20 protein-coding genes are annotated in these 24,499 nt (G+C 53.9%); 11 read left to right on the top strand and 9 right to left on the bottom strand.

What is annotated here, in order from left to right:
* Positions 1–65: 65 nt before the first annotated feature.
* Both CU041_RS07190 and CU041_RS07195 read right to left on the bottom strand, forming a co-directional pair.
* Positions 66–1,157, bottom strand: coding sequence for an enoyl-CoA hydratase/isomerase family protein (locus CU041_RS07190; protein ID WP_101246282.1), 1,092 nt, complete (start codon positions 1,155–1,157; stop codon positions 66–68).
* A gap of 3 nt (positions 1,158–1,160) precedes the next feature.
* Entirely contained in the window at positions 1,161–2,300 is a 1,140-nt protein-coding gene (locus tag CU041_RS07195; protein ID WP_101246283.1) for an acyl-CoA dehydrogenase family protein, read from the bottom strand.
* Positions 2,301–2,525: 225 nt separating this feature from the next.
* On the opposite strand from CU041_RS07195, the gene CU041_RS07200 reads away from it, so the two are divergent.
* The 4 genes from CU041_RS07200 (at position 2,526) to hemB (ending at position 7,052) form a co-directional block, all read left to right on the top strand.
* The gene (locus CU041_RS07200; protein WP_101246284.1) at positions 2,526–3,812 is read left to right on the top strand and encodes an O-acetylhomoserine aminocarboxypropyltransferase/cysteine synthase family protein; all 1,287 of its coding nucleotides are present in this window, start codon (positions 2,526–2,528) and stop codon (positions 3,810–3,812) included.
* A 131-nt stretch (positions 3,813–3,943) separates the two neighbouring features.
* Entirely contained in the window at positions 3,944–4,705 is a 762-nt protein-coding gene (locus CU041_RS07205) for a DeoR/GlpR family DNA-binding transcription regulator (RefSeq protein ID WP_101246285.1), read from the top strand.
* A gap of 34 nt (positions 4,706–4,739) precedes the next feature.
* Positions 4,740–5,954, top strand: a complete 1,215-nt coding sequence (locus CU041_RS07210) for an MFS transporter (protein WP_101246286.1) — start codon at positions 4,740–4,742, stop codon at positions 5,952–5,954.
* A 90-nt stretch (positions 5,955–6,044) separates the two neighbouring features.
* Complete coding sequence (gene hemB, locus CU041_RS07215) at positions 6,045–7,052, top strand: porphobilinogen synthase (RefSeq protein ID WP_068519004.1); 1,008 nt, start codon at positions 6,045–6,047, stop codon at positions 7,050–7,052.
* 87 nt (positions 7,053–7,139) lie between these two features.
* Here hemB and CU041_RS07220 read toward each other — a convergent pair whose 3' ends face one another.
* Positions 7,140–8,108, bottom strand: coding sequence for an HAD-IIA family hydrolase (locus CU041_RS07220; protein WP_101246287.1), 969 nt, complete (start codon positions 8,106–8,108; stop codon positions 7,140–7,142).
* A 481-nt stretch (positions 8,109–8,589) separates the two neighbouring features.
* Here CU041_RS07220 and CU041_RS07225 point away from each other — a divergent pair, with 481 nt between their 5' ends.
* Positions 8,590–8,748 carry a DUF1127 domain-containing protein gene (locus CU041_RS07225; RefSeq protein ID WP_082817820.1) on the top strand — a complete coding sequence of 53 codons (159 nt, stop codon included), beginning with the start codon at positions 8,590–8,592 and terminating at the stop codon, positions 8,746–8,748.
* A 135-nt stretch (positions 8,749–8,883) separates the two neighbouring features.
* On the opposite strand, the gene CU041_RS07230 is transcribed toward CU041_RS07225, so the two are convergent.
* Together CU041_RS07230 and CU041_RS07235 are read right to left on the bottom strand one after the other, a co-directional pair.
* Positions 8,884–10,401 (bottom strand): malonate--CoA ligase, encoded by a 1,518-nt coding sequence (locus CU041_RS07230; protein ID WP_101246288.1) that lies wholly within the window; start codon positions 10,399–10,401, stop codon positions 8,884–8,886.
* 212 nt (positions 10,402–10,613) lie between these two features.
* Positions 10,614–11,780 (bottom strand): type III PLP-dependent enzyme, encoded by a 1,167-nt coding sequence (locus CU041_RS07235; protein WP_068519001.1) that lies wholly within the window; start codon positions 11,778–11,780, stop codon positions 10,614–10,616.
* Between the two features lie 231 nt (positions 11,781–12,011).
* On the opposite strand from CU041_RS07235, the gene CU041_RS07240 reads away from it, so the two are divergent.
* Together CU041_RS07240 and CU041_RS07245 are read left to right on the top strand one after the other, a co-directional pair.
* A complete protein-coding gene (locus CU041_RS07240; RefSeq protein WP_101246289.1) occupies positions 12,012–13,499 on the top strand; it encodes an aldehyde dehydrogenase family protein in 1,488 nt (495 codons plus the stop codon).
* 351 nt (positions 13,500–13,850) lie between these two features.
* Complete coding sequence (locus CU041_RS07245; protein WP_101246461.1) at positions 13,851–15,071, top strand: threonine ammonia-lyase; 1,221 nt, start codon at positions 13,851–13,853, stop codon at positions 15,069–15,071.
* A gap of 98 nt (positions 15,072–15,169) precedes the next feature.
* On the opposite strand, the gene CU041_RS07250 is transcribed toward CU041_RS07245, so the two are convergent.
* Complete coding sequence (locus CU041_RS07250) at positions 15,170–15,652, bottom strand: flavin reductase family protein (RefSeq protein ID WP_101246290.1); 483 nt, start codon at positions 15,650–15,652, stop codon at positions 15,170–15,172.
* 256 nt (positions 15,653–15,908) lie between these two features.
* Here CU041_RS07250 and motA point away from each other — a divergent pair, with 256 nt between their 5' ends.
* From motA to CU041_RS07270, 4 genes are all read left to right on the top strand, one after another.
* Positions 15,909–16,763 carry a flagellar motor stator protein MotA gene (gene motA, locus CU041_RS07255; protein ID WP_068518997.1) on the top strand — a complete coding sequence of 285 codons (855 nt, stop codon included), beginning with the start codon at positions 15,909–15,911 and terminating at the stop codon, positions 16,761–16,763.
* A 40-nt stretch (positions 16,764–16,803) separates the two neighbouring features.
* On the top strand, positions 16,804–17,766 hold the full coding sequence (locus CU041_RS07260; protein WP_101246291.1) for a flagellar motor protein MotB: 963 nt from the start codon (positions 16,804–16,806) through the stop codon (positions 17,764–17,766).
* A gap of 119 nt (positions 17,767–17,885) precedes the next feature.
* Positions 17,886–18,629, top strand: a complete 744-nt coding sequence (locus CU041_RS07265) for an arginyltransferase (protein ID WP_101246292.1) — start codon at positions 17,886–17,888, stop codon at positions 18,627–18,629.
* A 168-nt stretch (positions 18,630–18,797) separates the two neighbouring features.
* Entirely contained in the window at positions 18,798–19,889 is a 1,092-nt protein-coding gene (locus tag CU041_RS07270; protein ID WP_068518994.1) for a TRAP transporter substrate-binding protein, read from the top strand.
* 188 nt (positions 19,890–20,077) lie between these two features.
* Here the strand turns inward: CU041_RS07270 and CU041_RS07275 are convergent, their stop codons facing one another.
* The 3 genes from CU041_RS07275 to parC all read right to left on the bottom strand — a co-directional run bounded on the left by CU041_RS07275 (position 20,078) and on the right by parC (position 24,483).
* Positions 20,078–21,451 (bottom strand): TRAP transporter large permease, encoded by a 1,374-nt coding sequence (locus CU041_RS07275; protein ID WP_068518993.1) that lies wholly within the window; start codon positions 21,449–21,451, stop codon positions 20,078–20,080.
* On the bottom strand, positions 21,451–21,996 hold the full coding sequence (locus CU041_RS07280) for a TRAP transporter small permease subunit (protein ID WP_068518992.1): 546 nt from the start codon (positions 21,994–21,996) through the stop codon (positions 21,451–21,453). The genes CU041_RS07275 and CU041_RS07280 overlap by 1 nt, the downstream gene beginning before the upstream one ends.
* 243 nt (positions 21,997–22,239) lie before the next feature.
* On the bottom strand, positions 22,240–24,483 hold the full coding sequence (parC, locus tag CU041_RS07285; protein WP_068518991.1) for a DNA topoisomerase IV subunit A: 2,244 nt from the start codon (positions 24,481–24,483) through the stop codon (positions 22,240–22,242).
* Between the last annotated feature and the right edge of the window lie 16 nt (positions 24,484–24,499).

Below are 24,499 nucleotides of genomic sequence, written 5' to 3' on the forward strand. Positions count from 1 at the left end.
CCTCTGACATCCCGTTCGGGACTTTTGTTTTGATTTTTCAGGACCATAGAATGGTCCGGATCATTTTAAAGATTAAGTTCCTTTTCCGCCGGAAGCGGCTCGAAATACTCGGCAATTTCACGCGGATCGACCTGGCCGATATCGCCATGCTGCCATTTCGGGTCATGATCCTTATCAACGATCACGGCCCGCACCCCTTCAAACAGGTCGGGCTTGCGCACCATTCGTTGTGACATCCGGTATTCCATATTCAGAACCGAAGCCAGCGTCATCTCACGCCCCTGACGGATCTGGTCAAAGCTGACGCACAGTGCCGTCGGTGACTTTGCCGCCAGAACATCAAGGGTCTCCTTGCCAAACGCGGTTTCTTCACGTTCAAGCGCCTCAAAGATTGCAACAACACTGTCACCGGCAAACGTCCGGTCAATATCATCGCGAATGGTCGCAAGCGGCGCATCACCAAAAGCCGTTTCATAGCGCTTGAGAATATCTGCAACCACCGCCTTTGCATCACCCTCATAGGACGCCGCCGCAAGATCGGCTTTAAGACTGTCAAGCTTGTCGGTTGCAACGCCGTGGGTTGCAAGACCTGCATAAAGGCAGTCCGCGGCCTTTATCCGCGCACCGGTCAGGCCAAGATACATGCCGATCTGCCCCGGGCATCGTGGCAGGAAATAGCCACCGCCAACATCGGGGAAAAACCCAATTCCGGTTTCAGGCATTGCAAACAGGGTCCGCTCAGTCGCCACCCGGAACATGCCGTGTATCGAAACACCGACCCCGCCGCCCATCGTGATGCCATCCATCAATGCGACATAGGGTTTGGGATAATTGGCGATGTAATGATTAAGGTGATATTCGTGCCGGTAAAAGGCATCAAGCAGATCTTCGTCATCATTCTTGCGCGCATCATAAAGACCGCGAATATCGCCGCCGGCACAAAAGGCCTTTTCACCGGCACCTTCGATCACAACGGCCTTGATCGACGGATCGGTTTCCCATGATTTGAGTTGCCCCATCATCATATCGACCATCACAAGATCAAGCGCATTAAGCGCACGCGGGCGATTAAGAACGATCTGCCCGATTGCACCTTGTTGGGAAAAAAGCACGGGCGCGTCGGCAACAGTGGCTTGGGTATCAGACGTGTTATTCATGACCTAGTCTTTCAAAGCGGCACGGGAAATGATCAGCCGCATGATTTCGTTGGTTCCTTCAAGGATCTGGTGAACACGAAGGTCGCGCAACAGCCGTTCGATCGGATATTCGCGAATATAGCCATACCCGCCATGCAATTGCAGCGCCTGGTTACAGACTTCGAACCCGATATCGGTGGCAAAACGTTTTGCCATGGCACAGAACTGTGTTGCATCATCGGCCTTGTGATCAAGCTTCCATGCACCCTTGTGCAGCATAAGGCGCGCTGCTTCGAGCTCAGTTACCATATCGGCGAACTTGAATTGCAACGCCTGAAACTGATCAAGGCTTTTGCCAAACTGCTTGCGGACTTTCATGTGATCGCGGGCATGTTCCATTGCAGCACGGGCGCCGCCAATCGAACAGGCCGCAATATTCAGCCGCCCGCCATCCAGCCCCTTCATGGCAAATTTGAAACCTTCGCCCTCTTCGCCCAGACGGTTTTCGACCGGCACCTTGCAATTGCTGAAGATAACGGCGGATGTCGGCTGACTGTTCCAGCCCATCTTTTCTTCAAGCTTGCCAAATGAAAGCCCGTCAGTGTCCTTGGGAATGATAAAGGTCGAAATGCCATTCGGGCCGTCATCGCCGGTACGCGCCATAACAACATATATATCGCTGCGTGATCCGCCGGAAATGAACGCCTTTTCACCATTAAGGACATAATGATCGCCATCACGAACCGCCCTGGTCCGAAGCGATCCGGCATCTGACCCCGCGCCCGGCTCCGTCAGGCAGTAACTTGCGAAATGTTCCATCGACACAAGCTTGGGCAGATATGTTTTGCGCTGCGCGTCCGATCCGAAACTATCGATCATCCAGCACGCCATATTATGGATCGAGATATAAGCCGCAGTAGACGGGCACGCCGCCGCAAGTTCTTCAAAGATGACAGCCGCATCCAGACGGCCAAGCCCGGTTCCGCCGAACTCTTCACGCGTATAGATCGCGGCAAAGCCGAGCTCTGCTGCCTTGCGCAGGGTTTCTTCGGGGAAAATGTGCTTTGCGTCCCATTCACCCGCATGAGGTGCCATTTCGTTCTGGGCAAAATCACGCGCAGCCTGGGCAAATGCCTGCTGATCGTCAGACAGGTTGAATTCCATTGGATCGCCGCCTCTGAAGTTTATCTGTTTTCCCTTTACGTAAACGTGAAAACACCCTCTTGTCAATTCATTCGGTATAACAGTACCGAATTATCACAATATTAAAAAATCACACCGTTTACGTGCATTCCCGTAGTTGTTTTCACCAAATGTTTCTTGCTGATGATGGTGCTGTCGGCTTACCTTCTCCGCGTCAGGAACCACAATAAATCAGGGAAACACATCATGTCGTCCACGAAACCGGAAACCATTGTTCTTCATGCAGGCTATCGCGCCGACCCGACCACCGGGTCTGTTGCGGTTCCGCTGTATCAGACCACCAGTTATCAGTTCCGCGACACCCAGCATGCCGCCGACCTTTTCGCGCTTAAGGAACTTGGCAATATCTATACGCGCCTGATGAACCCGACCAATGATGTGCTTGAACAGCGCATTGCCGCCCTTGAAGGCGGCGCTGCTGCGGTTGCACTTGGTTCGGGTCAGGCGGCATCGACTTTTGCCGTGCTGAATATCGCACAGGCCGGCGACAATATTGTCAGCTCGACAGATTTGTATGGCGGGACCTGGAACCTGTTTGCCAATACATTCAAGCAAATGGGCATCGAAGTGCGCTTTGCAGATCCGGCTGACCCGGAAAGCTTCCGCAAACTCGCCGATGACAAGACCCGTGCCTTTTATGCAGAAACCCTGCCGAACCCGAAATTGCAGGTCTTCCCGATCCGCGAAGTTGCCACCATCGGTGACGCGCTTGGCATTCCGCTGATTGTCGATAACACGGCTGCCCCGGTCATCTGCAAACCGATCGAACATGGCGCAAGCATCGTAATGTATTCGACCACCAAATTCATTGCTGGTCATGGCACGTCGGTTGGTGGTGTTGTGGTCGATTCCGGCAAATTTGACTGGGAAAAACATGCCAAACGCTTCCCGCTTTTGAACGAACCTGATCCCAGCTATCACGGTGCGGTCTGGACGCAGGCAGTCAAACCGATTGGCCCGGTTGCCTATGCGATCAAATTGCGCTGCACGCTGTTGCGTGACATCGGTGCCGCTGCATCCCCGTTCAATTCATTCCAGACCATCCAGGGCATGGAAACACTGCCGCTGCGCATGGAACGTCATTGCGAGAATGCCAACAAGGTTGCCGACTTCCTGGCATCACACCCGAAAGTCACCAAGGTCATCCATCCCAGCAAACAGGACGGTGAAAGCCGCCGTCGTGCAGACAGCTATCTTAAAGGTGGGTACGGGTCACTGATGGGCTTTGAACTGGCGGGTGGCAAAGACGCCGGTGAGAAATTCATCAACGCGCTTGAGCTGTTCTATCACGTCGCCAATATCGGTGATACGCGATCACTTGCCATCCATCCGGCTACGACGACTCACAGCCAGCTGTCGGAACAGGATCGTCTGTCATCAGGCGTGACTGACGGTTATGTCCGGCTGTCCATCGGCATTGAACATATTGACGATATTCTGGCCGATTTGACACAGGCCCTTGATAAAGCCTGATCTTGCTAAACTTTGCGACGTCATCTGCAACCGGTCGAACCAACGTTCGACCGGTTTTTCATTGACCAAATTCACAAACAGGCCTAGATGAAATCGGCAAAACATGCACAACATGCAAAACAGGCACCAAAATGTCGAGCGTCATCACCCGTCAGGATGAAATCCTGAAACTGCTGCGAAACATGGGAACAGTTCATATTCATGATCTGGCTGCCCTGTTTCATGCATCCCTTGATACCATCCGCCGCGATTTGCGCCAGCTTGAAGACGAAGGACAGCTACGCCGCATCCATGGTGGCGCGGTGCTTCCCAACAAGCCAAGCGAAACCTATGAAGAACGCGCACGTGATCTTCAGCCCGAACGCACGGCTATTGCCCAGAAAACCGCCCGCGATTTGATCCCGGATGACGCCGTGGTATTTTTTGACAGTGGCACCACCATTTGCGAAGTGGCACGGCACCTCAAACCGTCCTTTCGCGGCACGGTTATTACCGTCAACCCGATGATTGCCGTCGAGCTGGCCGCCCACCCGAACGCCCGGGTTATCATGCTGGGCGGTACGCTTCTGAAAAATGACATGGTCGTCTGTGGACCGACCACAATTGATGAAATCCGCAAATATAATGCAGATCTGGCATTGCTCGGGACCTGTGCCCTGCATCCTGAGTCGGGACTGTCCACCAGCCACCCCGATGAACGCGCATCAAAGGCCGCAATGATCAGCCAATCCGCCGAAATCATCGCTGTCACCACAGCCGACAAACTTGAAACCAGCCTGCCATTCCGGGTGTGTGATATTGATGCGATATCCCACCTTGTAACAGGTCGCAAACTTTCGGCCGGATATCTCAAAAACTATGCCAAGCGCGGAATGAACGTTGTTCAGGCCTGATTGCCCAAACGCCCAGTGACCGGAGCCACCAAAGATGCAAAATTATTCCCAGCCCCATAACCGGGTACGCACCATCTTCTTTTTGCATGGCGCTGCCTTTTCAAGCTGGGTGCCGCATATCCCCCTGGTGCAGGAACGGCTTGGCCTTGGTCATGACGAACTGGGTGGTATTCTGCTGGCTGCTGCCATTGGGGTGCTTGCCGTGATGCCGATCGCCGGCCGCCTTTCCGATCGCATCGGAAGCGAGCTGGTCGTGCGCTATTCCGGGCTGGCCTATTTCATCGCGGTTGGCATTCCGGTTTTCATGCAATCTTATGTCAGTATCTCTGTTGCGATGTTTGCCCTTGGATTTTCCGGTGCGTTTCTTGATGTGGCAATGAATGCCAATGGCCTGAATGTCGAACGGGTCAAAGGACGCAGCATCATGTCAGGCCTTCATGGCTGCTGGAGCCTTGGCGGCTTTGCCGGTGCCGGGATTGCCGCAGCATGGTTCGCCCTGCCCTTTGATAACAGCTACCACCTGCCCGTCATTCTTTCGGTCTTTCTGATCGCCCATATCATTGCCCAAACCAAACTTTTGCCCGACCGGGATGCAATCGCCATCTTGCAGGACAATCAGGAAACGGCAGACCATGCTGCTACCGGCAATGCGGGAATGTCCGGCGCGCAAAAGGACCGCCCCATGTTCCTCATGCTGCTTCCGTTCGGTGTTTGTGCCTTTATCGGGCAATTCGGCGAAGGCGTCATTACCGATTGGGCAACAGTCTTTATGAATAGCGAACTGTCATCGGGTGCGACCATGGCCGCTGTCGGCTTTGCCATTTATTCCTGCGCAATGGCTGCAACCCGGTTGTCGGGCGATGCACTGGTGATGAAATTCGGCCGTGCACCGGTTCTTTTGACAAGCTCGGTTCTGGCATCCCTTGGCACCTTTATCATCGCCCTGTCACCACATTATATCGTGGCCTGGATCGGGTGCGGCATTGCCGGCACCGGGCTTGCGGTTATTCTTCCGCTTTTGCTGTCGGCAGCATCAAAGGCCACGGGCAAAGGTGGCGGTGCGGTGGTGTCGATCATCGCGGCCACCGGTTATTCGGCAATCATGGCTGGGCCGCCGATTATTGGCGCAATCGGCCAGGTGGCCGGACTGGTCACAGCATTTGCCATCACCGCCAGCTTCCTTGCCCTGATCATCCCGGTTTACCTTCTGACCATGCGTGCACGGCTGCAATTCGCCAGCAATGGTTGATTGCGCATGAAATCTGCCCCATAAATTGGCCTGTCCACTCCACGGGCAGGATCCAAGGTTCGCCCCGCCTCACAGAACAGAGTACAGATCATGGCCAACAAATTCGCCTATGGCACATTTCCCAGCACCCGGCAGCGTCGTAACCGCATGTCCGATTGGTCCCGTCGCATGGTCGCGGAAAGCCGCTTGACCGCACATGATCTGATTTTGCCGGTCTTTGTGATTGATGGCACAAACCAGCGAACCCCGATCCCGTCCATGCCCGGCGTTGAACGCCAGTCTGTCGATGTATTGGTCGAAACCGCCAAACATGCAGAAAAACTTGGCATCCCTGCCCTGGCACTGTTTCCCTATATCGAAGCGAACCTTAAAACCAAGGACGCGCGCGAAGCCTATAACCCCGACAATGTCGTGTGCCGTGCGACCAAGGCGATCAAGGATGCCTGCCCCAATATCGGCATCATCACCGATGTCGCCCTTGATCCGTTTAATTCCGACGGTCAGGACGGGATCGTCGTCGATGGTCAGATTTTGAATGACGAAACCACCGAAGCATTGGTCCGTCAGGCTCTTGTCCAGGCCCAGGCAGGTTGTGACGTTGTCGCGCCATCCGACATGATGGATGGCCGCATCGGTGCGATCCGCAAAACACTTGAAGGCGAAAGTCTCAAGAACGTTCAGATCATGGCCTATTCCGCGAAATATGCGTCCTCTTTCTATGGACCGTTCCGTGACGCCATCGGTTCTGCAAGCGCGCTGGGCAAGGCAGACAAGAAAACCTATCAGCTTGACCCTGCAAATAGCGACGAAGCGATGCGTGAAGTTGCCTATGACCTCGAAGAAGGCGCAGACTCGGTCATCGTCAAACCGGGCCTTCCGTATCTCGATGTTCTCTATCGCGTGCGTCAGGAATTTGGCGTACCGGTCTTTGCCTATCAGGTATCGGGGGAATATGCTATGTTGCGGGCTGCGGGCCAGAATGGCTGGCTGGATTATATCGGCTGCGCGATTGAAACACTTTCATGCTTCAAACGTGCGGGCGCATCCGGGGTTCTGACCTATAGCGCCATTGAAGTCGCCGAGGCGCTTGAAGGATAAACCACGGCACGCAATCCCGATCCAGAACACAAAAAAGGGCCTCAACCGAGGCCCTTTTGCATTTCCCGAGATCATAAAGTCAGATGATCAGGCACAACAGACAGCTTCGCTGACCGGATCGGCGATACCATGGCCGATTGCACGCGCGCAGAAATGTGGCCGCAGACCGGATTTGGCAAAGACATTTTCGATATCCTGACCATCAAGGAATCCCCCCTGATGCACCAGAAGCGTCTTGATCCCCGATGCGAGACCGCCCAGGACATCCGTATGCACCGTATCGCCAACCATCAGAACGCGATCACGGCTGACATCCGGGTGGCGACGCAGAACTTCTTCAAACACGTGATGATACGGTTTACCGACACATTGGGGCATCACCCCGCATGCATCCGCCGCCAGATGGGCGAAATAGCCCGATTCCACGGACAGGAAGTCCCCCATTGGTGCACAGATATCCGGATTACCGACCAAAATTGGCCGCGGATTGGCCGCAAGGCTTTGTTCCAGCATTTCCTGCTGCTGATCTGACCAGTTTTCCGAATCAATCAACAGAAAACCATCAACACGGTCATAGAGTGCGCGGTCTGCACCAAGCGGCTCGACAGTGTCGGGCAATACATGAAACGGCCAGTCCGCCGGGGCCATTGCCCCCCAATGGGTAATGTCGGCATGTTCATGCATCAGGGGTGCAATGAATTGCTGGCTGCTGATCAGGTTGCTGTTGTCAAAATCAAATCCGCGCTTGCGATGGCGGGCAAGGATGGCCTCTGCCGAACTGGACGCATCGTTGGTGACAACGGCAATCTTCTTGCCCACTTCCTGAAGCGTGGCGATGGTTTTTACAGCACCGGGGATGGCCGTCGGGCCGCTATTGAGAACGCCGAACGCGTCAAACACAATCAGATCAAACTGATCGGCAATCGCCAGAAGATTTTCGACATAGTCGGTTTTCGCCGGAACAGCATCAGCCTGCACTTGCGGCAATCGCGGCGCATATTGCAAATATGCGTCGATTGCCTGCGTAAAATTCAAACGCGGCCGATTGATGCTCATGGTCAGTTCTCCTGTTCGTGCATTTGGTCGCGCAAGTTACGGTCTTTTCCGGCTGATTGCGACCCCAAATACATCCCAATTCCTGTTAAATGCGCGCAACTGCCAAAATCAACCGATACGCGTCACGCAATTTCATTAGCCATGCACCATTAGCATAGCAATTAAAATTGCAAAAGAAGCCTCATGTAACCGTATTATCGCCAATTCATTGCAATTTGGTGACTTTCTGCGCTTTCCAAGCCGCTGCCATGCAAAAAACGCATTGGATTAACACAACAATCAGACGTAGATTGCCTTCACCAAATGAATAGGACGTATCGACTGGTAAATGCGCCATCAAGCAGATGATCATTCGATACATTGTAAACAAACCGACACGTCAAACCAGTTAACTATTCCTTCGCGGAATACCTTCGGTGAGAACATGCCGGTTATCTGAATAGACGCCGTGTTAAACGGCCGGTTTGAAATAGGTGATGAAATGATCGTAACTAAAATCTTCGCTTTCCTTCGCGCTCTTCGCGTTCAGTACCAGACCCAGGTTGCGCTGCGTAAACTTGATACGCGCGAACTGGCTGACATCGGTCTGAACCGCGACATGATCGACGATGTAGCACACCGTGTTGCTTTCGGTCGCTAAGCCACGACCGTAGCGTCCTTGAGAAAAACCCCGGCAGATCATCTGCCGGGGTTTTTCTTTGTCCGCATTTCAGGATCGTCAGTATCCAGCCACGTCCGCACTCATGCGGCCTCAACATCGTGGCTGTGCAACGGCCTAGTTGGCAAACAGGCCCTTATAGTCATCGCGCAGGACATTCTTCTGGACTTTGCCCATCGCATTGCGCGGCAGTTCTTCGACAAAGAACACCCGCTTGGGCACCTTGAAGTTCGCAAGCTGCGATTTGATGGCGCTAATTACCCCATCTTCTGACAGGGCGTCCTTTCGGGTCGGAACGATTATGGCGACAACCGCCTCGCCAAAGTCGGGATGCTGAACACCGATCACGGCACTTTCAACAACCCCTTCCATTTTATCGATCAGGGTTTCGATTTCTTTAGGATACACGTTAAAGCCACCAGAAATCACAAGATCCTTGGCCCGTCCGACAATATGGACATAGCCCTTGTCGTCGATCTTGGCGATATCGCCGGTAATGAAAAAGCCGTCCTTGCGAAACTCTTCTGCTGTTTTTTCCGGCATCTGCCAGTAACCGGCAAAAACATTCGGTCCGCGCGCTTCAAGAACGCCGATCTCGTCGGTTCCCAGAACGTTACCGTCCCCATCACAAACGCGGACTTCAACATCGGGAAGTGCCGGGCCAACAGTATGAACAATACGCTCCCCGTCCAGCGGGTTCGACGTCGCCATCCCCATTTCCGTCATGCCATAACGTTCCAGCAAAGCCTTGCCTGTGCGCTGCTTGAACGCAGTGAAAGTTTCTGGCAACAACGGGGCGGATCCCGATATAAACAAGCGCATGTTAGCGGTAACATCCGCATCAAAGTCATCTTCTGCCAGCAATCGCACATAGAATGTTGGAACACCCATCATCACCGTACTGCGCGGCAAAAGCGCCATGACCTCGTCACGGTCAAATTTCGGCAGGAAGAACATCTTTGAGCCCGACAACATCACACAGTGACAGGCGATGAAAAGCCCGTGGGTGTGGAAAATCGGCAAGGCATGCAAAAGGGTATCATCCCCGGTAAAGCCCCACAGCTTTTCAAGCGTTGCCGCATTGGACCACAGGTTCATCTGGGTCATCATTGCGCCTTTGGGTTTTCCCGTGGTGCCCGACGTATAAAGGATCGCGGCCAGATCATCATCGGCACAGGCCACAGGCGCGAACTGCCCGGATTGTCCGGCGGCACCATCCATCAGACTGCCATCACCTGTGGTACCAAGTGTCAGAACATGGGTCACCCCCTGCTCCTTGGCGATTGCGGTGACTTCTTCCAATCGCTGGGGCTGACAAACAAACACCACCGGTGATGCATTGCCCATGAAATATGAAAGTTCCCCGGCCTGGTAGGCGGTGTTCAGCGGCAAGTAAACCAGGCCAGCCCGGATGCACCCCAGATACAGGAACAGTGCCTCGGGCGATTTATCGACCTGAACAGCCACCCGATCCCCTTTGCGCGCACCAAGTGACGTCAACAAACCGGCAATCCGCGCCGATGCCGAATCCGCGTCGGCATAGCTGTATGTCTTGCCGGTCGGTGTTTCGATCAGAACCGACGAAAGGTCTTTTGGAAACCGGTCACGGATACGCATGAAAAGGCTGTTGGTCACTGTATTGCTTCCCCGAAGATTGGTCTTTTGGCCGACAGGTCACCTGCCGGTTCCGAATGCGGGCAACATAGTGCAATCAATCATTATCGGTAAACAAGTACCTTTTTACCGATAATGATATTTTCCAAACACGACACGACAAAAAAAACGGGTAAGCAGAGAAACTGCTTACCCGCACGGTAATCAATTAACCGTCGCAACTTGGTGCGCGGTCAGGCCACATAGGGGAATTCGCCATCCACGAACGGGAATGCTTCGCCAACCGTGACCTGCATTTCCGGGAAGAACCCGTTGAAATGGGTCGCAAGTGCGTTGCTATAGGCCCCGATATGGCCAAATTCGATCCAGTCCCCTTCGCGGATGTCCGCCGGCAGGGAAACAGCCGCTGGCAACACATCCATATTATCGCAGGTCGGGCCATAAATAGTGAAATCAAGCGTTTCATCTTCGATGAATTCACCATTGATCCGCATGGGCCGCACCGGATAGCGAAGCTGCCCCGTCACGGTTTCAGACAGGCTTCCATACACACCGTCATTGATAAACAGGGTATCTTCCTTACGCAGGTGAACCTGGGTAATCAAGGAAATGCCACTTGAAACAAGTGCCCGACCCGGTTCGCACATAAAGGTCGTTTCGGGCATATCAAGCCAGCGAATGCAATCCTTGATCTCGTCCATGAATTCTTCAAGGCTGGCACCGCGCTGGTTCATATACTGGCCCGGGAAACCGCCACCGACGTCGATATGTTTGACCTGAACACCGGAGAAATCGACAACCTGGCGGATCAGCTCAACCGCGATCCGATAGCCGTTCGGCGTGGTGCATTGCGACCCGACATGGAAGCAAAGACCGGCTTCATATCCGTATTCATCAACCTTTTTAAGAAGCTCTGCTGCGACCATCGGACGCGCGCCAAACTTTGCCGACAGGTTATAGGTCGCCCCGGCCGGGGGCGTTGCCAGGCGCACATGAATGACAAGGTTCTTGTCGCCTTCGGTTTCTTCGCGGATTTTCTCGAGCTCTTCGATCGTGTCGATGACATAGTGATCAATGCCATACACACGATGCGCATTCCGGATGGCATCGCGGCTTTTGACCGGATGCATAAAATAGGCCTTCATGCCCGGAAACTGGCGACGTACCAGCGAAATTTCTTCTGGCGATGCCGTGTCGAAATGTCGAACACCCCCTTCATGGAGATAGCGCATCACTTCGGGATGCGGATTACATTTCACGGCATAAAGGACGTCGCCCGGGAACATTTCGACAAAGCGCTGCGCTGTTTCTCGAAGAATATTGGGTCTGAGACAATAAACCGGATAGGAAGGCTTGAGTTCCTTAACAACATCGAACGTCGTATCGAAATGACGTGGCATAAATACTCCATCGTTTGCGAAATGCTGGCGCCCAGACACGTACCGCCGCCGGGCTGGCCTTTTTGCACGACAAGGTTATCAGCCCTTTGCGAAACTGTCATGCCTGTAAACACGAATTGATCTTGATATTGCGGCATCCTGTCGATAATTTGGTAAACCAATACCGAATAACCAATATCGTGTGCCCCACGCAAAAAAGCGCAACCACACACAACCCACAGGGAGCCTGAAATGCCTTTCGAACCGAACCTTGATCCGATGTCTTTGGCGACGGAACTCTCCGGCCACCACCTGATTGATGGCAAACTTGTTGCACCCAAAAACGGCAAGACTTTTGACGTCATCAACCCGGCCACCGGCAAGGTTATCGGTCAGGCAGCCGACGGCGATGCCGACGATGTGGCAATTGCAGTTGATATTGCCAAGAAAGCTCAGAAAGACTGGGCAGAACGCCCTGCTCGTGAACGTGGCAAGCTAGTTGCCGAATGCGGTCGCGTCCTGATGGCCCATACAGAGGAACTCGGACGACTGGTCGCCCTTGAATCGGGTAAGGCGCTGCGCACTGAAAGCCGTGTCGAAGCATCGGTTCTGGCCGACATGTTTGTCTTCTTTGGCGGGCTTGCCTCGGAACTCAAAGGTGAAACCGTTCCCTTTAACCCCAACATGATGACCCTGACCACCCGCGAAGCCGTTGGTGTGGTCGGCGCCATCATTCCCTGGAACGTCCCGCTGCTTCTGATGGCGATCAAGGTTGCCCCGGCGCTGGTTGCCGGTAACACGGTTGTCGTGAAATCCGCCGAAGACACGCCGCTTACCGTGCTGCGCGTCTGCCAGATCATGCAGGAAATTCTTCCGGCTGGCGTTTTGAACATCCTGTCGGGCTTTGGCCCGTCTTGCGGTGGTCCGCTTGTGGAACACAAGGATGTCAAAAAGGTTTCGTTCACCGGATCGGTTGAAACCGGTCGCACGGTGTATAAGGCCGCTGCCGAAAAGCTGATCCCGGTCACCCTTGAACTTGGCGGCAAGTCACCGATGATCGTGATGGATGACGCCGATCTCGACAAGGCGGTTGCCGGCGCAATCGGCGGCATGCGCTTCACCCGTCAGGGTCAGAGCTGCACCGCATCGTCACGCATGCTGGTTCACGAAAAACTTCATGATGAGTTCGTCAAGCGACTGATTGACAAGGTTAATACCCTGAAAATGGGCAACCCGCTTGATGAAGAAACCGATATCGGCACCATCATCAACCGCAAACAGTTCGACAAGGTATGCGGCTATATCGATATCGGGGAAAACGAAGGTGCAACCAAGCACGAGCTCAGCGCCCTTCCCGCGGACGCCGAACTTTCCGACGGTCTTTTTGTCCGTCCGGTAATTTTCACCAATGTTAACCCGAATGCCCGGATCGCCCGCGAAGAAATCTTTGGCCCGGTTGCCTGTGTCTTCAAATTCAAGACCTTTGAAGAAGCCCTTGAACTGGCCAATGACAGCGACTTTGGCCTTGCGGCGACGGTCTGGACCACGGATCTGAAAACCGCCCTTGTCGCCACCAAGCGCCTTGAAGCGGGCTTTGTTCAGGTCAACCAGAACCTTGTTGTTCAGCCGAACCTGTCCTATGGCGGCATCAAGTTGTCGGGGCTTGGCAAGGAAGCATCGCTTGAAAGCATGCTTGAACATTTCACCTACAAGAAAACCGTCATTCTGAATATGGAATAACGCCCGATCCCCAAACCAGGCGTTCCACTTGGCCGGGTTGCGGTACACGCAACCCGGTTTTTCTATTGCGGCACTTGACCTTGGGCGACTTATCCGCAAAGCTGCCGCTTGAAAACACATCTTTAACCCAGAAAGAACATGGCTATGTCTGCATATACTGACATCCTTTCATCGCATTCCCGTCCGACGCTTCGTGCCGGTGCGATGGCCATGATTATGGGGATTTCCGACCTGCGAATGTGATCCCTGTCATCTGCGGATGACAGGTCCGGTTAACTACCGTTATTCACCCACCACATGATATTATTGCCACCACATCACACCGATGGTGGCCGCAGGAGCATGGAAATTATGACTGTTTCCTATCACGATATTGTACGCGCATCCGGCTTGCTTGATGGCATTGTCGCCAAAACACCACTGGTAAAATCACTTACGCTTTCAAGCATTTGTCAGGCAGAAGTTTATCTTAAACTTGAAAACCAGCAATATACCGCCTCGTTCAAGGAACGTGGCGCCTATGTCAAACTTGCCAGCCTGACGCCCGAAGAACGCGAAAACGGCGTTATCGCCGTTTCGGCCGGAAACCATGCCCAGGGTGTTGCCTATAACGCCAAGCGGCTTGGCATTCCGGCAACCATCGTCATGCCCAAAAACACCCCCTTTACAAAGGTCCACCATACGCGATCCCACGGGGCGGAAGTTGTCCTGACCGGAAATGTATTCGCCGAAAGCCTTGAGGCCGCCGGACGCATTCAGAAAGAGCGCGGCCTGACCTTTGTCCACCCGTTTGACGATGCCCATATCATTGCCGGCCAAGGTACGGTCGGGCTCGAAATACTGAACGAAAATGTCGATATCGATACCATTGTCGTGCCGATTGGCGGTGGTGGCCTGGCGTCCGGGGTGGCAACGGCTGTCAAATCGCGCCGCCCGGATATCGAGATTATCGGTGTCGAGACCAAGCTTTATCCCAGCATGTATGAGGGCATTCGCGGCGAAGAATATACCGGCGGCGGTGTCACCATTGCCGAAGGCATTGCGGTCAAACAGCCTGGTGGTATGACGCTTGAAATCTGCAAGGAAAAGCTCGACGACGTCGTACTGGTTGATGAAAGCAGTATCGAACGGTCGATCCAGATGCTGATCGAGATTGAAAAAAGCGTGGTCGAAGGTGCCGGTGCGGCGCCGCTTGCGGCCCTGCTTGACCATCCCGAGAAATTCAAGGGCAAGAAAGTTTGCCTGATTGTCAGCGGCGGCAATATCGATACCCGCCTTCTTGCCCAGGTGCTGATGCGCGGTATGGCCCGTCAGGGACGTCTTGTTCGCGTTCGTATTGAAATTCCCGATGTGCCGGGTGCGCTGGCAACCATCAGTTCGCTGATCGGCGAAGAAGAAGCCAATATCATCGAAGTCTATCACCAGCGTCATTTCTATGACGTGCCGGCAAAACAGACCGACGTCGATATGGTTTTGGAAGTCCGCGATACCGTCCATGCCCAGCAGGTTATCGAACGCCTGATCAAGGCGGGATTTGGCGGGCGCCTACTTGGCAACACATCACTCGATTGATCAGGCCTGACCTGATCGACTGCCAAACGACAAAGGGCCGCCGGTATGTCACCGCGGCCCTTTTTCTGTGTAAACCCGATCACATGATCGCCAGCAGATCAGTCACCCAGGCTGCGATACCGACCGCCATAATAAAGTAACGGCGCACCGGTTTCTCCCATCACCAGTTCGCGGACATGGCCGACGATGATGCTGTGATCGCCGCCTTCATGCAGGGCATGACGTTCGCAGGTCAGTGCCGCAACACTTCCTGTCAGGCGCGGCATGCCAAGACTGTCATCTTCATAGGCCACGCGATCCCAGCCATCCTGCCCCGGTGCGGAAAACAGCTCGGAGACCTGCTGTTGGCTTTGGCTCAGGATATTGATGCAAAAGCTCTTTGCGTCCCCGGTAAACAGCGCATGCGTTGCCGCACGGTGATCAACCGAAAACAGAACCAGTGCCGGATCCAGTGAGACCGAAGCAAAGCTGTTGATGGTAATGCCGGCTTTTGCACCGTCTGCAGCGCGGGTGGTTACCACAGCAACACCGGTTGTGAATTGACCAAGGCAATCGCGAAAATCGCGCGCAGAGAAAGACATATTGAAGGCAGCTCTCGTATACAAATATGGATGGTTGACGCACGCTGAATGGAGCTTGGGGAAAATGGCGTCTAATCATCCCGCTGTCAAACCTAACTCGCAGCTAATTTAAACGCGATGTTAATAAGATTAAAACTTAATAAGAGCATACAGATATCAGAAACATGTTTTGCAGTGCCGCAGATGACAGATGTTTCAATGAACTCGGGGTTGATCGTTCAGGTATCTGGCTTGGGCTAGCGGAGAAGAAAAAAGAATGTTCTTGATCATTGGCTATATCGTCGTAATCGGCTCTGTCCTGGGTGGCTATCTGCCGCATGGCGACTTTGGCATTCTCGTACAACCGCTTGAAGTCTTGATCATCTTCGGCGCAGCATTCGGTGCATATTTGACAGCCAACCCGCTTGGCATCGTCAAAAAATCATTCACCTATACCCTGCGCGCCATGAAGGGCCCCAAGAAAAAGGCCGCATATCTGGAACTCCTGATATGCCTTTATGCCATTTTCCGTCTGGCCAAATCCAAGGGTGATCTGGCGCTTGAAAGCCATGTCGAGAACCCGGAAAGTTCCAGCCTGTTTTCCAACTTCCCGAATCTGATGAAAGATCATCACGCGATGGAATTCATGTGTGATTATCTGCGCCTGCTGACTTTGGGAACCACCAACGCCTATGAGCTCGAGGCGGTGATGGATCAGGAACTCGACACCCACCACGAAGAAGAACATGCCGTTGCATCAGCCGTTCAGACCGCGGGCGATGGCCTTCCGGCACTTGGTATTGTTGCCGCGGTTCTTGGCGTGATTGTCACCATGAGCTCGGTGACCGAACCGCCTGAAATTCTCGGCGGCCTGATCGCAGCTGCCCTTGTCGGTACGTTCCTTGGTATTCTTGGTGCATACGGTTTTGTTGGCCCGACCGCATCGATCATCAAGAACACGGTTGATTCCGATGGCAAATATTATGGCTGTATCAAAGCCGCACTGATCGGTCACATGCAGGGTTACGCCCCACAGGTCTCGGTGGAATTCGCGCGCAAGACCCTTCCCCATAACCTTCGGCCCAGCTTCAAGGAACTTGACGAAGCGCTGCAAGATGCGCCCACAGCTTGATCTTGAGCCGGGAGCTTTGGTTTAGAGGAAAACGCAGCACATGCCCGATATCGTTATAAAAAAGATCAAAAAAGGTGGGCACGGGCACCATGGTGGTGCCTGGAAAGTTGCCTATGCCGACTTTGTGACGGCAATGATGGCATTCTTCCTGTTGCTGTGGCTGCTTTCGAGTGCTACCGAAGAACAGCTTCAGGGTGTGTCAATGTATTTCACACCTGAAACCATATCACAGAATGATTCGGGTTCGGGCGGTTTGCTCGGCGGGACCAGCCTTGCAGAAGAAGGCGCATTGCGCTCCGAATTCGGCATGCCAACTGTCAGCATGGACATCCCGCCACAGCAGTCCCCCGACGAACGCGAAGCCATCCGTGTTGCCCAGATGGAAGAACAGGAATTCAACGAGGCCAAGGAAGAACTCCTGAAGGCCATTGATGAAAGCCCGGAACTTCAGGGTCTTGAGAAGAACATCCGTATCGAGGAAACCGACGAAGGTCTTCGGATCCAGATCCTTGATGAAGACGGGACTGCCATGTTCCCGAGCGGCAGTGCCGATATGGCTGAACATACGCGGCTTCTTCTCGAAAAGGTTACCGAGGTCATTGAAAAAATGCCCCAGGATATCTCGATCGAAGGCCATACCGACGCGGTACCGTTCAACCGCCTTGACGGTTATTCAAACTGGGAACTGTCGACAGACCGTGCACTGGCCACGCGCCGCGCCCTTCAGGACTTGGGTCTGGAAACCGCCCGCTTTGCCAAGGTCGCCGGTCTTTCGGATACCGATCCACTGGTACCTGATGATCCCAAGAATGAACGAAACCGTCGCATCAGCATCACGCTTTTACGTGGTACCGGTGAACGCGCAGAACTGGGATCAGATGGACAGAATGGCAATGGCACAGGCACCCCTGCCAACGGAGCATCCCCGGCCCAGCAATCCGAGACACCGGCCAATGGTGCTGCCCCGCGTCGTCCGACATTCGGCGTGCCGTCACAACCATAAACATATGGCGATGTCACAGATTTGAATGCCCTTTTGGCTGCATGACCTTTAAACTGTCACAAACAGCACTTAATCTCATAATATAGATGATCGCGTGTGATCGGGATTGAGAATACCAGATGACAGTCAACCAGCGCCGCCTTACGCAGCATTACTTCATGACGGCCCCGATGCCGTGTCCCTATTTGCCCGGACGATTTGAACGTAAGCTGGTGACCGAATTGCGTGGCCCCGAGGCCAACAATATTCACGATCTGCTGTCGCGCGCCGGTTTCCGTCGCAGCCATTCCATCGCCTATCTTCCGGCGTGCAGCGATTGCAATGCCTGTGTTCCCGTGCGGGTAAGATGCCCGGACTTTGAATACAGCCGGTCGTTCCGCCGCATTCAGAACAAGAATAGTGACCTTACGCGTTCCATCCTGCCGCCAACAGCCACACAGGAACAATATCAGCTGTTCAGCACCTATCAGGATGCCCGCCATGGCAATGGCGATATGGCCCGGATGGATGCGCGCGACTATCGCGCCATGATCGAAGACAGCACGATTGATACATCGATCTATGAATATCGTCGCGCCGACAACAGTTTGATTGCCGTTGCACTGGTGGACAATCTTGCCGACGGATTATCTGCGGTTTACAGCTTTTTTGACCCGGCAGAACACAAGCGCGGACTTGGGACCTACATCATCCTTGACCTGATCGAAGAAGCACAACTTCTTGATTTGCCACATATCTATCTGGGTTACTGGATCGGCGACTGTCGCAAGATGTCCTACAAGATGCGCTTTCAGCCGCTTGAAGGGTTCAGGGACGGGCAATGGGTGTCGATGAGCGACACCGGACCCGATACCTGTGCATAGGATGGGCTCCCCTTCTTTCGTATCATTCTACATTAGACTAAAGTCCTAGAAATCAGCTCGATCCCCGGTTGCCTGCATCCAAAGACGCATATAAGCTCCTTACAAAGCCGGTTAACCGGCTTTGATATATATAAATCATGAGCTTGCATCTTTGGGAGGCTGTAACTAATGAAACGTCGCCAATTTCTTTCTGGCGCTGCCGTAGCAGGTGCGACTGCTGCCGCATCCACTTTTGCCAAACCGGCACTTGCACAGGACGTCCGTGAATGGCGTATGGTCACCACCTGGCCGAAAAACTTCCCGGGTCTTGGTACCGGTGCGAACCTTCTTGCTGAATACATCACCAAGGCATCTGATGGTCGCCTGAAAGTTACCGTTTTCGGTGCGGGCGAAATCGTCCCGGCATTCGAAGCCATTGACGCTGTTGGCAACGGCACCGTCGAAATGGGCCACGGTGCGCCTTACTATTGGAAAGGCAAAGTTGACGCGACCCAGTATATCGCAGCAATGCCGTTCGGTCTGAACGCTCAGGAACAGAATGCGTGGTTCCAGTGGGGTGGCGGTCAGGAACTTGCTGACAAGGTCTATGCCGAACTGAACTGTAAGTTCTTCCCGTCGGGGAACACCGGCACGCAGATGGGTGGCTGGTTCAACAAGGAAATGAACACCATTGCAGACTATCAGGGTCTGAAAATGCGTATTCCGGGCCTTGGTGGCGAAGTCGTCAAAGCGGCTGGCGCAAACGTTGTGAACCTTCCGGGCGGCGAAATCCCGCCGGCACTTCAGTCCGGTGCGATTGACGCGACCGAGTGGGTTGGTCCGTATAACGACCTGGCATTCGGTCTTTATAAATCGGCGAAATATTACTACTACCCGGGCTGGCACGAGCCGGCGACCGTTCTTGACAACTTCATCAACCTGGATGCATGGAATGCGCTTCCGGATGATCTGAAAGCAATTGTCGAGCAGGCAAACCGCGCTGTTAACCAGATGGTTCTGTCGGAATTCACCGCCCGTAACGTTCAGGCACTCGACACCCTGCGCAACAAGCATAATGTCGATGTTCGTCCGTTCTCTGACGACATTCTGACCGGCCTTGGCAAACTTTCGGGTGAGGTTCTGCGTGACCTGGTTTCTTCGAACCCGCTGTCACAGGAAGTCTTCGAAAGCCTGATTGCTTTCCGTACCCAGTCGATCGCATGGTCGAAATTCTCGGAATCGGCATTTGCCCAGGCACGTGTCCTGCCGTTCAAATACTAATCTTCCATTTCTGGAAACGATCAAGGGCCGGCAATTTGCCGGCCCTTTTTCTTTGCCCCTCGCACATGAGAAGACATCAGAAGACGGCTGGGATACCCCGACATGTCCCCCTCATCGATCCACGGATCGCGCAATAAAAAAGGCACCCGTTCGGGTGCCTTTCTTTGAAATGGTCATCTGTTGTCTGATCAGAACAGAACACTTGGCAGCCAGGTTGCCAGCCACGGGAACGCCGCGACAAGGCAAAGGCCCAGCATCTGGATCATCACGAACGGAATGATACCACGATAGATATCAAGTGTCTTGATCGCTGCCGGTGCCACACCGCGCAGATAGAACAGTGCAAAACCGAATGGCGGTGTCAGGAAGCTGGTCTGAAGGTTGATGGCGATCATCACGCCGAGCCAGACCGGGTCGATATCCATCTTAAGCAGGATCGGGCCGACAATCGGGATCACGACAAACACGATCTCGATAAAGTCGAGGAAGAAGCCCATGAAGAACATCAGCAGCATGACGACCAGCATGGCACTGAAAACGCCACCCGGAAGGTTATGCAGCAATTCTTCAACCAGATGATCCCCGCCAAGACCGCGGAACACCAGCGAGAACACCGACGCGCCAAGCAGAATGACAAACACCATCGCGCTGACCTGAACGGTCTGGCGCACAACATGGCGCAGAACCGCCATATCGAGGCGCTTGTAGAATGCCGCAAGGACAATCGCACCGATCGAGCCGAATGCAGCGGATTCAGTCGGCGTTGCAATACCCGTCAGGATCGAGCCAAGAACAGCCACAATCAGAAGTCCCGGAGGCAGCAATGCACGAAGAACTTCCCCCCACAGGCCTTCCGGACGTTTGCCTTCGACCAGTGCCGGGGCTGCCTTGGGATCAATCAGCGACTTGATAATGATCCAGGTGATATAAAGTGCGACCAGCAACAATCCCGGAATGAAGGCACCTGCAAACAGGTCCATCACCGAAATCGGTTCGGGTGCCCAGTTGCCAATCGCACGCTGTGCTTCGGCATAAGCGCCCTGAAGGATATCACCCAGAAGAACCAGAACGATTGACGGCGGAATGATCTGACCAAGCGTACCGGACGCACAGATCACACCGGTCGACAGTTTCGGATCGTAACCGGCCTTCTGCATCGCAGGCAGGCTGAGCAGGCCCATCGTCACAACAGTCGCACCGACAATACCGGTCGATGCTGCCAGCAACATGCCGACAATCACCACCGAAATGCCAAGACCGCCGCGCATGGTGCCAAACAGCATGCCCATGGTGGTCAGAAGCTTTTCGGCGATCCGCGCGCGTTCAAGCATAACCCCCATGAACACGAACAGCGGAATTGCCACATAGAGTTCGTTGGTCATCACACCGAAATAGCGTGACGGCAACGACCCCAGAAGCGGCATGTCGAATGTACCCATCGCATTGCCGATAAGGGCAAAAGCAAGACCGGTGCCCGCAAGCGAGAAAGCAACCGGAAAACCAAGAAGAAGCACGCCGCAGGCCACGGCGAACATCACCAGGCTAAGAATTTCACCCGTCATCAAACGCCCTCGTGTTCTTCTTCTTTGATTTCAAATTCTTTGTGACCGGCAAGTACCAGAATACTGCGCGCAGCAAGCGAAAGCCCCTGAAGCAGCATCAGCACACAAAACACCAAAATCACCGATTTATACAGGAACAGACCCGGAAGACCGCCCGTCTCGTGAGATCCTTCAAGACGGTGCCAGCTCGTCGCAACATACGGATAGCTGTACATCAGGATCATGACCAGTACCGGGGTCATCAGGAACAGGGATCCGAAAAGATCAACCCATGCCTTGTATCGTGCCGAAGCCGGACGATAGAAAACGTCCACCCGAACATGGCCACCGTGCAAAAGCGTGTATCCCGCCCCTACCATGAACATGATGCCATAAAGCCACATATAGCTTTCCTGCATCGATACCCAGCCAACCGCAAAGCCGTAACGCAATGTCGCAACCAGAAACGTGATCACGACCATCGGGATTACCAGCCAGGCTATCCCGCGACCGATCCAGTCATTCAGACCGTCTATCGCGTGGACGAAATTTCCCAGAAATCTCACTTTTCACTCCCAAGCCCTTATTGAATCACACAGGAATATTGCGGGCTTCCTGTTAATCAGGTTGCGAAGTTACATTTTAACCACCCAAAACGCCATATCTTTTGGCACGCAATTCCGCCATTTCTCGCCAAATTCTCAGCATATGATGTTGTTTGCATCTTCGCGGGCCGGTTTCAGGCATAAAAAAAGCCGGATGGTGATATTCCATCCGGCTTTTGATGCATTAATTCAGGTCTGTTTTCGTCATTCGAACTTGTTCGAACGCGGGAAACCATTTGGCGGCAGTCGCCCGGCACCGGCGCGTTTGCCGGTCCATTCGGCAAGTTCGGTAACGGTTCGGGTCCGCCCTTCGCTGCCACCCATTGCCCAGCTCAGACCGTCTTCCAGATTAAACAGGATAAGGTCTGAAAGACCGCCCTGACGGTATTTCTGCAAGATGACGCCGCGGCCACGGGTCATTTCCGGCACTTCATCAACCGGATAGATCAGCAATTTGCGGTTATCACCAAGAACCGCAACATGGTCCTTTTCAACCGGGATGAAGATTTTGGCCACTTCCCCGGTTCCAAGGTTCAGGACCTGCTTGCCGTTTTTGGTCTGGGCAACAACGTCTTTTTCCGCGACCTGGAAGCCGCGTCCGGCAGAACTTGCCACCAGAAGATTGCGGCCTTCCTTGTGAACCACCATCGAAACAATGTCATGTTCCTGGGGCAGATCGATGGAAAGACGGATCGGTTCGCCATGACCACGACCGCCCGGAAGCTTGTCGCAAGACATGGTATAGCAACGCCCCGCCGTCGACAGGATCAGAAGCTTGTCTGTCGTAAAGGCCTTGATGGCAAAGCGATGTTCGTCGCCATCCTTGAATTTCAGATCACTGATATCGGCAGTGTGCCCTTTGAGGGCACGGATCCAGCCCATTTTCGAACAGATCACCGTAATCGGTTCACGTTCGATCAGTGCTTCAAGCGGCACTTCGATTTCTTCCGGGGCATCGCCAATTTCGGTGCGACGTTTGCCAAGCGCGGTTTTCTTGCCGAAATTCTCGCGCATGACTTCGATTTCATCGCGGATTTTCTCCCAGCGCAGCGTTTCGCTGGCAAGAAGTGCTTCAAGCCCCTGCTTTTCTTCGGTCAGCTTGGCATGCTCGTTCTTGATTTCCATCTCTTCGAGCTTGCGCAACGACCGCAGACGCATGTTCAGGATCGCATCAGCCTGAACTTCCGTCAGGTTGAAGGCCGCCATCAGCGCGTTTTTCGGTTCATCCTCGAACCGGATGATGCGGATCACTTCGTCAAGGTTCAGATAGGCAACAAGATAGCCTTCCAAAACTTCAAGACGATGATTGATCTTTGCCAGACGATGGTTTGAACGACGGATCAGCACATCCTGACGATGGGCAAGGAACGCACGCAACACTTCGCGCAGGTTCATCACACGCGGCGTATTGTCGGCATCCAGAACGTTCATGTTCAAGCCGAACCGGATTTCCAGTTCGGTATTCTTGAACAGCATTTCCATCAGATGTTCCGGTTCGACCGCACGGGTACGCGGTTCAAGAACCAGACGGATGACATCAGTTGATTCATCGCGCACGTCATTAAGCAGCGGCAGCTTTTTGGCCACCATCAAATCGGCGATACGTTCAACCAGTTTGGCCTTCTGCACCTGATAGGGAACCTCGGTCACGACGATCTGATACAGACCGTGGCTCAGTTTTTCGACTTCCCATTTCGCGCGCAGTCGGAACGATCCGCGCCCGGTGGCATAGGCTTCAAGAATATTTTCATGCGGCTCGACCAGAACCCCGCCTGTCGGGAAGTCCGGCCCCGGCACGCAACGCACCAGTTCGGCAATCGATGTTTCGGGCTTGTCGATCAGCTTGATCAGGCCCGCACAGATTTCACCGACATTGTGCGGCGGAATATTGGTCGCCATACCAACCGCAATGCCCGCGGCCCCGTTTGCCAGAAGGTTCGGGAACGCTGCCGGCATGACAACGGGTTCCTGCTCCTCCCCGTCATAGGTCGGGCGGAAATCGACTGCATCCTCGTCCAGACCGTCCATCAGGGCGGCGGCAACGGCAGTCATGCGCGCTTCGGTGTAACGCATTGCCGCGGCGTTATCGCCGTCAATGTTGCCGAAGTTGCCCTGACCATCGACCAGCGGATAGCGTACCGCAAAATCCTGGGCCAGACGGACAAGTGCGTCATAGACCGACTGGTCACCATGCGGGTGATATTTACCAATCACGTCACCAACCACACGTGCACATTTCTTGAACCCCTGTTCCGGGTTCAGCTTGAGCTGACGCATGGCATAAAGAAGACGACGATGCACGGGCTTAAGGCCGTCACGTACATCAGGCAGGGAACGCGACATGATTGTCGACATCGCATATGCGAGATACCGTTCGCTTAGCGCATCAGCAAGTCGGGTTTCCCTGATTTGACCGGCGCCGGCCGGTTCGGAAGTCTTGGTGCTCATGAACGATTTTTCTTGT

Origin of the sequence: Thalassospira povalilytica (genome assembly GCF_002844235.1) — a bacterium.
GTDB lineage: Bacteria > Pseudomonadota > Alphaproteobacteria > Rhodospirillales > Thalassospiraceae > Thalassospira > Thalassospira povalilytica.